Genomic DNA, 11,967 nt, shown 5'->3' with positions numbered 1-11,967 from the left:
GCGGGGCGGGCGGTGCCGCGGTGCGGGGGCGCGGGGCCGCCCTTCTCAGAGGCCGAGCAGCAGCGAGACCGCTATGCCGGCCATCACCACGGCGATCACGGCGTCGAGGATGCGCCAGGCCGCCGGACGGGCGAACACGGGTTGGAGCAGGCGCGCGCCGTAGCCGAGCGCGGTGAACCACAGCACGCTGCCCACGGCCGCGCCCGCGCCGAACAGCCAGCGGGAGTCGCCGTGGGTGTTGGCCACGGAGCCGAGCAGCACGACGGTGTCGAGGTAGACGTGGGGGTTGAGCCAGGTCAGGGCCAGGCACGCCAGCACGGTGGCGGCGAGCCCGGGGGAGGCCTGCGGGTCGCCGGCCTCGAGCGCGCGCGGGCGCACTGCCCTCCGGGCGGCGAGCACGGCATAGCCGAGCAGGAACGCGGCTCCTGCGATGCGCACCGCGGTGGTGAGCCAGGGGATGGCGGCGAACACCACGCCCGCGCCGGCGATGCCGAGCAGGATGAGCACCGCATCCGACGCTGCACACACCACGACGACCGCCAGCACGTGCCGGCGAAGCAGACCCTGCCGCAGCACGAAGGCGTTCTGCGCGCCGATGGCGACGATGAGGGAGAGGCCGAAGCCGAGGCCCGCGAGGGCTGCCAGAGGGTCGAGGGTCACCCTGCGACCATAGGAGGAGCGATCGCGCCCAGTCCAGCTAATCTTCCTTAGGAATCATTAGCATGACTGCATGGAATTCGACCCGCACCGACTCGCCGCCCTCCGCGCTGCCGTCGAGACCGGAACGCTCGAGGCCGCGGCACGGTCGCTCGCCATCACCCCGTCGGCGGTGAGCCAGCGCATCAAGGCGCTGGAGCTGCAGACCGGCCGTGTTCTCGTGCGCCGCACGAGACCCGTGGAGGCGACCGAGTCGGGCGAGGTGCTGCTCCGCCTGGCGCGTCAGGCCGATGCACTCGCGCGCGAGGCCATGGTCGCCCTCGGAGCCGGCGCGGGTGCCACGGGTGATCGCTCCGCACCCCGGCTGGAGCCGCTTCCGCTCGCGGTCAACGCCGATTCGCTCGCCACCTGGCTGCTCGCCGCACTCCGGCCGCTCGCGGGCGAGATCGCGTTCGAGCTGGTGCGCGCCGACGAGAGCCGCACCGCCGAGCTCCTGCGCCAGGGGTCGGTGATGGCGGCCATCACGACGGAGCCCACCGCCGTGCAGGGGTGCTCCTCCCTGCTGCTCGGGGCGATGCGCTACCGCCCGATGGCGTCGGGGGAGTTCGTGCGGCGGAGGTTCGGGGCGGATGTGCCTTCGGCCGCCGCGCTCGCGGTCGCTCCCGTCGTGGTGTTCGACCGCGCCGACACGCTCCAGCACCGCTACCTCGAGTCGCGGGGAGTCGACCCGGCACTCCCGCCGAACCACCACGTGCCCTCCTCCGCCGACTTCGTCGACGCGATCAGGCTCGGCTTCGGGTGGGGGCTGGTGCCCGAGTTGCAGCTCCGTCAGCACGACGAGCTCGTCGACCTCGACCCCGGCGGCGCGATCGACGTGCCGCTGCACTGGCAGCAGTGGCAGCTCGACACGCGCCCGCTGGCACGCACCGCCGCCGCGGTGGCGGCCGCCGCATCCGCTGCCCTGCGCGCGCCGGCCGCCCTCCGCTCGCCGGTCAGCTCGTCAGCCACTCCAGGTTGAACCGCACCACCCGCAGGGCCGCACCGGGCGATCCGTTCTGCATGAACACCACGACGATGGTGCCGTCGTCGGTCACCGCGACGTCGGAGTAGCGCGCGGAGGGCGCCGATCCGGTGATGTTCTTCTCGTTCGTCCAGCTCACGCCCTCGTTCGCGCTGAGCCGCGCGTAGAGCTGGTTCGACCGCGATCCGGTCTGCAGCAGGCGGGTGCCGTCATAGCGCGAGAACCCGATGTTGAAGTCGGCCCCGAAGGTGTGGTTCACCGTGGCGGCCTGCTGGTAGAAGTCGGCCAGGCGCGCCTTGCCGATGCGGCCCGAGGTGGTGGAGCTCGTGCGCCACGGAGCGAGAGCCGTGCGCGAGATGGCCCCCGAGAGGAAGTACGGCACGGTCTTGGTCTCGACGTTGCCGAGGATCTCGGGCGTGGCCGTCCAGCTCGCACCGCCGTCGTCGCTGTAGAGCAGGCAGTTGCGCCCGGGTGCCACCACCCGCCCCGTGGGGAACTGGAAGCCCTTGCCACCGTTGGTGGGCAGCCCGTTGTCGTGGGCCGAGGTGATGACGGGCGTCGAATCGGCTCCCCAGGTGTCGCCGCCGTCGGGGCTGAAGCGCTGGTGGGGCTCGAGATCGGTCACCGCCCAGTCCTGCGGTCCGACGGTGTGCAGGATCGACAGCTCCCCGTCGATCATCGTCACCACCGGCGCGTACCCGCAGTCGCCGGTGGTGCCCGAGGTCTGGTAGACGTAGCGCATCGGGCCCCAGGTCGCCCCGCCGTCCGTGCTCCGGAAGGTCACGATGTCGGCGGCGCCCTTGTCGGGGTGCACGCCGCTCGCGACGGCGCGGCGGCGCTGGGCCGCGATCACGAGCGTCGATCCTTCGACGTGGATGATCGTGGGCAGGTGGTGCACATCGTTCGACACCACGCCGACGTCGTCGAACAGGGGTGCGGCGGATGCGCGGGGGCCGTTCGCGAACGAGAGCCCGGTGAGCGCTGCGGCGCCGAGCCCCGAACCGAGCGCGATGAAGCCGCGTCGGGTGAGGCCGGCCGGGGCGAGGGCGGTGGGTGGCTGGTGTTCGGTCATGATTCGTCTCCTTCGACGAGATGGTTCGGTGCCGGATCGAGGGCCACGCGGGTCAGCACCAGGTTCCACAGGCGTGTGCGGGGATCGGTGACGCTGAGCGCGAGGAGCCCGCCGTCGGCGCGGGGGAGCATCGCCGGGTAGTGGAACCAGCGATGGGTATCGTCGAAGAGCGTGCGGCCGGGCGACCAGGTGCGGCCGCCGTCGGCGCTCATCGACGTGGTGAGGCGGGTTCGGGCACCGGCCAGCACGGCGTGGGCATCGAAGCCCGGGTTGTGAATGAGTGCCACACGGCCTCCGCCGCGGTGCACGAGGATGCACGGGGCCGAGGGGGCGACGACGTCGAGCGGCTCCGGTGCGGACCAGTGCTCGCCGGCGTCGTGGGATCGTGACGCATGCACCCGCCCCGTGGCCGTGCGCCCGGCCAGCAGTAGGTGTCCGTCGTCGAGCTCGACCACCGAGGCCTCCCAGAGCCCGTGCTGGTGGCCCGCGCCGCCACCGCCGCCGTGCAGGGCGATCGGGTCGGACGCGACCCAGCTCCGGCCGTCGTCGTCAGAGAGGGCCACGACCGTCTGGAGCTCGTCTCCGAGAAGACGGTGGCAGGGCTGCAGCAGCCGGCCCGTCCGCAGTCGCACGAGGCGGTGGTGGGCGGCCGTCACGTAGCCGGGGTCACCCGTCATGTCGACGGGCTCCGACCAGGTCCGCCCTCCGTCTTCGCTGGTGGCGAAGAGTCGGCGCGCCCGGCTCGGGGAGTCCCGGACCGACCAGCTCAACCCGAGACGACCGTCGGCCAGGCCGATGAACGCCGGCTGCATCGTGTTGATGCCGCCCGAGTCGGCGACCAGCAGCTCGGGCTCCGACCAGGAGAGGCCGCCGTCGCGCGAGCGGAGGAGCCGGATCTCGGCGGCGTTGTTGTCGCGCGAGAACTCCCACTCCCGCGCGGCGGCGCCGGTCGCTCCTCGAGCGCGGGAGCTCGCCGAGAACGCCGACCAGGCCAGGAGCAGCTCGGGTGTGCCGCCCGCGTCGATCTCGATGAGGCTGGGCTCGCTGTGGCGAGGCTCGCGGGCATCGGCGAGGGCGATGGCGAGAGGTTCGGGCCGAAGACGGCGACAGTGCGGGTCCACGCAGGGATCATATGAGTGGGGAAGTGATCAGATCAATACTCTTGACTCATCTGATCTCTTGATCGTAGGGTGGGCGGCACACCGAGTTTCGAGGACGACGATGCCGACACCCAAGTACCGCGAGGCGCAGCTGCGGCTGCGCAGCTACATCTCCGAGAAGGGCCTCGCCGCGGGCGACCAGCTCCCCGCCGAGGCCGATCTGGCCGCGAGCTTCGGCATCAGCCGGCTCTCGTTGCGCGAGGCCATCAAGGGCCTCGAGACGGTGGGCGTGCTGAAGACGCGGCACGGAGGCGGCACCTACGTTGAGCCGTTCTCGTTCTCGCCCATCCTCGAGAACCTGCCCTACGCCATCGAGCTGCAGTCGCGAGACCTGCGCAACCTGCTCGAGGTGCGGGCCGCCCTCGAGGAAGGACTCATCGGCCGCGCATCGGAGTGGATCCGGCGCCGCGATCTCGAGGCGTTGCGCGAGCTCGCCGTGTCGATGGAGACCGCCACGCCGGAACGCATCGCCGAGCTCGACCGGCAGTTCCACCTGAGGCTCTACGAACCCCTCGACAACCCGCTCGTCGACCAGATGATCGAGCTGTTCTGGGAGATCTTCCACCGCATGCAGGAGCAGACGGTCACCTCGGCGCCGTCGGGCGCCGAGCTCGCCCGCCTGCACCTCAACATCGTCGACGCCCTCGCCGACGAGAGCGACGTGGTGCAGGCGATGAGCCGGCACTTCGACGACATCCGCGTGCGCCTCGACCACGAGGCCTGACCCGCGGCCCGGCGCCGCGCCCCCTTCACCCGAGCAGCTCAAGGAGGAGCTCATGAACACCCGCAGACGACTCGCAGCGACCGCGGCCCTGGTCGCCGCATCCGCTCTCACCCTCGCCGGATGCGCCTCGCCAGGCACACCCGCGGAGACCCCGACCGACAACAGCCTCGAGGTGTGGCTGTTCTCGAGCTCGATGCCGGCGGTGATCGAGGACCAGTTCCAGGCGGCGTACCCGGACTACGACGTGGAGGTGGTGGAGATTCCCATCGGGGACATGACCCAGCGCCTGGTGGTCGCCCTGCAGGGTGGCGAGGGTCTGCCCGACGTGGTGCAGTTGCCGCTGCGCGAGAGCGGCGGCCTGCTCTCGACCGGGCAGTTCCTCGACCTCACCGCCGAGCTCGGGCCGATGGCGGACGACTTCCCCGACGGTGCGCTGCTCGGCACGGGCGATCAGATCAACACGTTCACGATGGGGTCGGGCAACATGGGCCTCTGGGTGAACGAGGCCGCTCTGGCCAAGCACGGGCTCGCCGTGCCCGAGAACCCCACCTGGGACGACATCGTCGCGGTCGCCGAGCAGCTCAAGGAGGCCTCAGGGGGAACGCAGTACATGTTCATCCAGCCCCCGGGCGCGAACGGCGCGAACATGTTCAACGCCTTCTTCAACTCGAGGGGCGGCACCTGGTGGGACGAGAACGGCGAGCTGGCCGTCGACGAGGACCTCGCCGCCGACACGCTCGAGTTCCTGGTCGACCTGCACGAGCGCGGTCTCGTCTACGACGGGGTGTGGACCGAGCCGACCTTCTGGGACTCCATCCGCAGCGAGCAGGTGGTGGGCTGGACCATGAACTACGGAGTGGGCAGCACGAACCTGCAGAAGAACGTGCCCGAGCAGTCGGGGCAGTGGCGGCTCATCACCTGGCCCACCTGGGAGGCCGGCGACGAGCAGGCCACCGGCGTGTTCGGCGGCAGCCTCTTCGCGGGCCTGGCCGCGTCGGACAACCCCCAGGGGGTCAAGGACTTCATCCTCTGGTGGCTCACCCCGGAGGGTCTGCAGGCCACGGTCGACACCCTCGGCCTGGTCTCCTACGAGCCGGCCGCCGAGGAGATCGACCTCGACTTCGAAGACCCCTACTTCGGCGGACAGACGGTCATCTCCGACCTGTCGAGCGTGCCCTACCCGCCGTTCTACTTCTTCAACTGGCCCGAGACGGAGGGGGCGGTGACCGCGGCGGTCGACGCGGCCTACGCCGGAACCCTCACTCCACGCGAGGCGATCGACCAGATCGTCGCGGAGCTCGGATCGCTGTGACCGCGCTGCAGTCCCGGCTCGACGTGGAGCCCGGCGCGACGGGGGCGGGGCCGAACCGGCCCGCCCCTGCCGCGCCCGGCCGGCGTCGGCGAGCGCTGCGGCGCCACCCCCGGTCGGCGCCGTACCTGTTCATCGCCCCGTTCTTCGTCGTCTTCCTGCCGTTCGGGGCGGGCAGTGTGCTGCTGGCCCTCGGCATGGCCTTCGTCACCTGGCCGCTCGGCCAGGCACCTGTCTTCGTGGGCGGCGACAACTTCGCCACGGTGCTCACCGACCCGCTGTTCGGCAAGGCGATGGGCAACACCGTCTACATGCTCGCGGGCTTCCTCCTCGCCCTCATGCCCCTGGCGCTGTTCGTGGCGGTGCTGCTCAAGCAGCTGCGCAAGCGCTCGGCGAACATCGTGCAGGTGCTCGTGTTCGCCCCCATCACCATGTCGCTCATCGCGGTGGCCCTGGTGTTCGACCTCATCCTCAACGAGCGGGTGGGCTTCGTGAGCGGAGTGCTCGCGCAGTTCGGGCTCGATCCGATCCCGTTCCTCAGTGACGCCGGCCTGGCGCCGTGGTCGATCATCCTGCTGCGCATCTGGCGGGTGCTGGGCTACTACGCGGTCATCCTGTTCGCCGGGCTGCAGTCCATCCCCGACGAGTACTACGAGGCGGCCGCGCTCGACGGCGCCAACGCCTGGCAGCGCTTCCGCCACATCACCTTCCCGCTGCTGAAACCGGTCACCCTGTTCGTGCTCGTGGCCGCCTCCATCGCCGCGTGGGAGCTGTTCGCCGAGGTCGACGTGCTCACCGACGGCGGTCCGGCACGGTCGACGCTCACGGCGGTCATGTACATCTTCCAGGCCTCCTTCGGTCAGTTCGACCTGGGCAAGGGCGCCGCCGCCTCGGCCGTGCTCGCCGTCGCCATCATCGTGAGCACCCTGCTCGCCAACCGCCTGCTGAGGAGTGACGACCGTGATCGCTGAACGCCTCTCGTCGCGCGTCGTGCGCGCCGTCGTCGTGGTGCTGCTCGTCGTCGTGATCGCCTTCCCGCTGTACTGGCTGGTGATCTCGTCGCTGAAGCCGAGCACGCTCCTCGGCGAGGTGTCGCTCATCCCCTCGCAGCTCACCCTCGACAACTACCGCGCGGCCCTGGCCGGCCCGATCCCCGGGTGGATGCTCAACACGATCGGTATCGCGCTGTGCACCACCGCGCTCGGGGTGACGGTCGCGTCGCTCGCCGCGTTCGGCTTCGCCCGGTACCGTTTCCGCGGTCGCACGATCCTGTTCGGCATCGTGCTGGCGAGTCTCGCCATCCCGGAGTACGCGCTGGTGCTGCCGCAGTTCACCATCATGCGGCAGTTCGGGCTGCTCAACACCTGGGCGGCGGTCATCCTCCCGCTGGCCGCCAACGCGCTGGTGCTGTTCCTGCTGCGGCAGTACTTCGCACAGCTGCCCGAAGAGCTGTTCGACGCCGCCCGCCTCGACGGCGCGGGGGAGCTGCGGCTGTTCTGGACGGTTGCGGTCCCGCTCGTGCGGCCGGGTCTCGGCGCAGCGGCGCTGCTGCTCTTCCTTAACGCCTGGAACGCCTATCTGCTGCCCCTCGTCATGCTCACGAGCTCCGATCAGTTCACCATGCCCATCGGGCTCGCCTTCCTGCACTCCCAGCTCAACTTCTCGATCGTCGAGGAGTCGCCCTGGGGTGCCATCACGGCCGGCACCGTCATCTCCACCGTTCCCCTCATCGTGTGTCTGCTCGTGATGCAGCGCCACTTCATCGGCGGTCTCACCGCCGGTGCGGTCAAGTCATGAACTCGACCGCACCCCTCCCTACCGAAAGGACCTCGCTCGTGCCCCTTCAGCTCTCCGGCATGATCCCGCCCGCCGTCTCACCGCTCACCGCCCGCCGAACGGCCGATCGGGAGGGCATCGGCCGTCTCACGGAGCGATTGCTCGACGGCGGCGCCTCCGGCGTGTTCGTGCTCGGCTCCTGCGGAGAGGGCCCGACGCTGGAGCCGGGGGTCGCGCGCGCGGTCGTCGCGGGCTTCGTGGAGGCGGTCGACGGCCGCGTGCCCGTTCTCGCGGGGGTGGGGGAGACCAGCACCGAGCGCGCCGTCGCCGCGGCGGCCGCCTACGAAGAGGCGGGCGTCGACGCGCTCGTGGTGATGGCTCCCATGTACTTCGACACCGAGACCGACGGCGCCGTGGTGCGCCACTTCGAGGGGGTGGCGGCGCGCACCTCGTCACCGCTCGTGGCATACAACATCCCGCACCTCACGCACTCGCCGATCACTCCGGATGCGCTGGCCGAGATCGCGGGGATCGACGCGGTCATCGCCCTCAAGGAGTCGTCGGCCGATTGGGAGGTGTTCTCGGCGCTCGCCGACACGGCTCGGGAGCACGGGCTGGGCGTCTTCCAGGGGGCCGAGGCGCTGATCGCCCGGAGTCTCGCCGAGGGAGCCGACGGCGCCGTTCCCGGCATCGCGAACCTCGTTCCCGGGCTCGCCTCCCGCCTGGTCGCGGCGGGACTCGCCCACGACACGGAGCAGGCCGCGCGGCTGCAGGCCGAACTCGACGTCGCCTGCGGCATCTACGGTGCCGGGTTCTGGCTGTCGTCGCTCAAGGGGGCGCTCGCCGAGCTCGGCGTCATCGGACCTGCTCTCGGCGAGGCGCTGCCCGCGCTCGAGCCCGGGCAGGCGCGGGTGCTGCGGGAGCGTCTGGCCGCGGTGCCCGGGATTCTCGACGGGGCGGCCGCGTGAGCGGGTACGCGAGCGGTGAGCGGGCCGCGGTCGAGTTGCATGCCGACGTGCTCGTCGTAGGCGGCGGCACGGGGGGAGTCGCCGCAGCGCTCGCCGCGGCCGAGGCGGGGGCGAGCGTCGTGCTCACGGAGCCGACCGAGTGGATCGGTGGACAGCTGACCTCGCAGGCCGTGCCGCCCGACGAGCACCCGTGGATCGAGCAGTTCGGGGCCACGGCGGCCTACCGCCGGTTCCGCGCGGCCGTGCGCGACCACTATCGGCGCTGGTACCCGCTGTCCGGGCGTGCGCGGCGATCGCTGTACCTCAACCCCGGCTCGGGAACCGTCAGCGCCATCTGTCACGAACCCCGGGTCGCGCTGGCCGTGCTCGAGGCGATGCTCGAGCCCGCCCGCCGCGACGGGCGCCTCGTGGTGCTGACCGGCTGCACGCCCACGGCGGTGGAACGCGACGGGGGCCGCCTCGCCGCGGTGGAACTGCGTGACAGGGACGGGTCTGCCCGCCGCGTCACCGCATCCGTGGTTCTCGACGCGACCGAGACCGGTGACCTGCTGCCGCTCGCCGGGGTGCCGTACGTGACGGGCACCGAGTCGCACCACGAGACCGGCGAGCCCGATGCCCCGGAGACCGGCGACCCGCAGATGATGCAGGGTTTCACGGTCTGCTTCGCGATGGACCATCTGGCCGGCGAGGACCACACCATCGACCGGCCTGAGCAGTACGACTACTGGACCTCTCCGGGTGCGCCGGTGCGTGCGTACCCCGCCGTCGGGTGGATGGGGTCGGGCGGGGTGCTCGACCCGAACCCCGACCCGGCGGGAGACGCGGCCGTCGTCGTGCCGTCGAGCCTCGCCGGCAGGTTCGGGCCGCGCACGGTCGACCCCATCGCCGACCTCTGGCGGTTCCGGCGGCTCGTGGCACGCGGCAACTTCGATCCGGCGCCGCCGAGCGACATCACCCTCATCAACTGCCCGGCCAACGACTACGTCGACGGTTCGATCGTCGACGTCTCCGCCGACGTTGCGGCTGCGAGTCTCGAAGGGGCCCGGCAGCAGAGCCTCAGCTTCCTCTACTGGCTGCAGACCGAGGCGCCTCGTGCCGACGGCGGCACGGGATTCCCCGGTTTGCGCCCCCGCGGCGACGTGATGGGCACCGACGACGGACTCGCGATGGCGCCGTACATCCGGGAGGGGCGACGGATGCGCGCCGCGGTCACGATCACCCAGAACGACATCGCGCGGTCGGTGCGCGGCGATCGCGGAGCGACCCGATACCGTGACAGCGTGGGCGTGGGCAGCTACAAGATCGACCTGCACCCCTCGACGAACGGCGGCGAGCGGCGCTACGACGCGGCGTGGCCGTTCGAGATTCCGCTCGGCGCGCTGATCGGCGACGAGGCCGACAACCTGATCGCCGCCGCCAAGAACATCGGCACCACGCACATCACGAACGGCTGCTACCGGGTGCACCCCGTGGAGTGGAACATCGGCGAGTCGGCCGGAGCGCTCGCGGCGTTCTGCGTGTCCGGCGGGCACGTACCCGCGGCGGTGCGGGCCGATGACGGGTTGCTCGAGGACTTCCAGCGGGCGCTGACCGCCCGCGGGGTCGAGCTGCACTGGCCGACGGTGGCGGCGTACTGAGGCCGGCGGCCCCAGGGAGGACACGAGATGGATGGGACGGGGACGGGCGGAGTGAACGGGATGGGCGTGCAGAGTTCGGGGGAGTGGGACGTGATCGTCGTGGGCGGCGGCGCGGCCGGTGTGGCCGCCGCGATCGCCGCGGGGCGGCAGGGAGCGCGCACCCTCCTGCTCGAACGATCGGGATTCGTGGGCGGGATCTCGGCCACGTTGCCGTGGCTGGGGTTCCACGATCAGGACTTCCAGCGGGTGGTGCGAGGGCTGGCTGGAGAGTTCGCCGACACCCTGGCGGCCGAAGGTCATGCCTCGCCGATCACGCTCGACCCGAAGTGCGGATCGCTCGTGGCCGTGCATCCGCACTACTGGAAGGTGCTCGCGCTCCGGCTGCTGCGCGAAGCGGGTGTTACGGTGCTACTGCACGCGCTGTTCGTGCGGGCGATCGTGGAGCGGGTGGAGGACGCGGGCGAGGGTGCACGCGGGGGCGTATGCACCCGCGTCACGGGGGTCGAGGTCGAGAGCAAGTCGGGCAGGACGAGGTTCGACGGCCGGGTCGTCGTGGACTGTTCGGGCGACGGCGACGTGGCGGTCAGCGCCGGGGCGGACTGGGAGAAGGGCCGAACGGGTGACGGTCTCGTGCAGTCGCCCACCCTCGTCTTCCGGCTCGGCGGCATCGACGACGACGCGTTCCGGAAGGCCTGCCAGGATCCATCGTTCGCGTATCGCGAGTGGTTCGTTCCGTACCCCGAGCTGTTCGCCCGACTGGCTGAGCGGCTCGACGAGGTCGACGTGTGGGTGCTCGGTGGATTCGCGGGGCTCGTGGAGCGCGCTCGGGCGGCTGGTGACCTCGACATCCCGCAGAGCCGCATCGTGGGCGTGAAGCTCTCCACGCCCGAGACGCCGCACGAGATCAGTGTGGTCATGACGCGGGTGCTCGGGCTCGACCCGGTCGATGTCGGGTCGATGAGCGAGGCCTACGGGCGGGTGTACGAGCAGATCCCGCCGATCGTGCGGTTCTTCCGCGACTACGTGCCCGGATGCGCGGACGCCTACCTGGTGGAGATCGCTCCGATGCTGGGGGTGCGTGAGAGCCGGCGCATCGTGGGCGATGCGGTGCTGACGGCCGATGACCTGGTGGAGGGGAGGCGTCACCCCGACGACGTGGCGATGGGCGGCTATCACATCGACATCCACCGACCGAGCGGAACGTGGGTGAGCTCCACCAATGTGCGGGCCTACGGCATTCCGCTGGGGGCCTTGGTGGCGCGGGGGATGAGCGGGCTCCTCATGGCGGGCAAGTGCTTGTCGGCCACGCACGAGGCGGTGGGGTCGGCTCGTGTCATCCCGATCTGCCTGGCGACGGGTGAGGCGGCGGGGACGGCGGCGGCGCTGACTGCTCTGGCCGGGGGCTCGGAGGTGCGGGACATCGACCCTTCGGCGGTGCGCCGAGCGCTGCTCGCTGCGGGTGCCGAGCTCGGGGTGCGGGCGCTCGAGGTGCATCCCGACGCCGAGAAGTGGCCGCGCCTCCCCTTCGACGACGCCGAGTCGGAGCGCGCGGCCGAGTCGGCGACCGCCGCGGCCGACGCCGAGCTGCTGCGCGAGACGGCGTGGCTCGCCGGCGCGTGACCTGTGGCGCGAGGTCAGGCGAC

General features: G+C 71.3%; 11 protein-coding genes. 8 read left to right on the top strand and 3 right to left on the bottom strand.

Annotated features, from left to right (window positions below):
* Positions 1–45: 45 nt before the first annotated feature.
* A complete protein-coding gene (locus tag N1031_RS19280) occupies positions 46–660 on the bottom strand; it encodes a LysE/ArgO family amino acid transporter (protein WP_259481561.1) in 615 nt (204 codons plus the stop codon).
* 70 nt (positions 661–730) lie between these two features.
* Between N1031_RS19280 and N1031_RS19275 the strand changes: the two genes are divergently transcribed.
* Positions 731–1,675, top strand: a complete 945-nt coding sequence (locus N1031_RS19275; RefSeq protein WP_259481560.1) for an ArgP/LysG family DNA-binding transcriptional regulator — start codon at positions 731–733, stop codon at positions 1,673–1,675.
* Here N1031_RS19275 and N1031_RS19270 read toward each other — a convergent pair.
* Positions 1,650–2,750: a sialidase family protein gene (locus tag N1031_RS19270; RefSeq protein WP_259481559.1), complete on the bottom strand. Its 1,101-nt coding sequence runs from the start codon at positions 2,748–2,750 to the stop codon at positions 1,650–1,652. The two genes, N1031_RS19275 and N1031_RS19270, sit on opposite strands and share 26 nt — an antisense overlap.
* Positions 2,747–3,871 (bottom strand): sialidase family protein, encoded by a 1,125-nt coding sequence (locus tag N1031_RS19265; RefSeq protein ID WP_259481558.1) that lies wholly within the window; start codon positions 3,869–3,871, stop codon positions 2,747–2,749. Before N1031_RS19265 ends, N1031_RS19270 begins: the two co-directional genes overlap by 4 nt.
* Positions 3,872–3,971: 100 nt before the next feature.
* Here N1031_RS19265 and N1031_RS19260 point away from each other — a divergent pair, with 100 nt between their 5' ends.
* The 7 genes from N1031_RS19260 to N1031_RS19230 are packed head-to-tail and all read left to right on the top strand — an operon-like array spanning position 3,972 to position 11,944.
* Entirely contained in the window at positions 3,972–4,634 is a 663-nt protein-coding gene (locus N1031_RS19260) for a FadR/GntR family transcriptional regulator (protein ID WP_259481557.1), read from the top strand.
* A 52-nt stretch (positions 4,635–4,686) separates the two neighbouring features.
* Positions 4,687–5,946: an ABC transporter substrate-binding protein gene (locus tag N1031_RS19255; protein WP_259481556.1), complete on the top strand. Its 1,260-nt coding sequence runs from the start codon at positions 4,687–4,689 to the stop codon at positions 5,944–5,946.
* Entirely contained in the window at positions 5,943–6,914 is a 972-nt protein-coding gene (locus tag N1031_RS19250; protein WP_259481555.1) for a carbohydrate ABC transporter permease, read from the top strand. Before N1031_RS19255 ends, N1031_RS19250 begins: the two co-directional genes overlap by 4 nt.
* Positions 6,904–7,740 carry a carbohydrate ABC transporter permease gene (locus N1031_RS19245; protein WP_259481554.1) on the top strand — a complete coding sequence of 279 codons (837 nt, stop codon included), beginning with the start codon at positions 6,904–6,906 and terminating at the stop codon, positions 7,738–7,740. The genes N1031_RS19250 and N1031_RS19245 overlap by 11 nt, the downstream gene beginning before the upstream one ends.
* Positions 7,741–7,778: 38 nt before the next feature.
* Positions 7,779–8,687 (top strand): dihydrodipicolinate synthase family protein, encoded by a 909-nt coding sequence (locus N1031_RS19240; protein WP_259481553.1) that lies wholly within the window; start codon positions 7,779–7,781, stop codon positions 8,685–8,687.
* Complete coding sequence (locus tag N1031_RS19235) at positions 8,684–10,324, top strand: FAD-dependent oxidoreductase (protein ID WP_310795722.1); 1,641 nt, start codon at positions 8,684–8,686, stop codon at positions 10,322–10,324. The genes N1031_RS19240 and N1031_RS19235 overlap by 4 nt, the downstream gene beginning before the upstream one ends.
* 27 nt (positions 10,325–10,351) lie before the next feature.
* Positions 10,352–11,944 (top strand): FAD-dependent oxidoreductase, encoded by a 1,593-nt coding sequence (locus tag N1031_RS19230; protein WP_259481552.1) that lies wholly within the window; start codon positions 10,352–10,354, stop codon positions 11,942–11,944.
* Positions 11,945–11,967 lie beyond the last annotated feature (23 nt).

It is taken from the genome of Herbiconiux moechotypicola, assembly GCF_024979255.1.
Classification (GTDB): domain Bacteria; phylum Actinomycetota; class Actinomycetes; order Actinomycetales; family Microbacteriaceae; genus Herbiconiux; species Herbiconiux moechotypicola.
Note: the sequence above shows the minus strand (reverse complement) of the source record. Positions and strands in the feature narration are given on the sequence as shown.

Coding starts and splice junctions, on each gene's coding strand:
- N1031_RS19230 (WP_259481552.1), top strand. CDS start 10,352: ATGGATGGGACGGGGACGGGCGGAGTGAACGGGATGGGCGTGCAGAGT.
- N1031_RS19270 (WP_259481559.1), bottom strand. CDS start 2,750: ATGACCGAACACCAGCCACCCACCGCCCTCGCCCCGGCCGGCCTCACC.
- N1031_RS19255 (WP_259481556.1), top strand. CDS start 4,687: ATGAACACCCGCAGACGACTCGCAGCGACCGCGGCCCTGGTCGCCGCA.
- N1031_RS19275 (WP_259481560.1), top strand. CDS start 731: ATGGAATTCGACCCGCACCGACTCGCCGCCCTCCGCGCTGCCGTCGAG.
- N1031_RS19260 (WP_259481557.1), top strand. CDS start 3,972: ATGCCGACACCCAAGTACCGCGAGGCGCAGCTGCGGCTGCGCAGCTAC.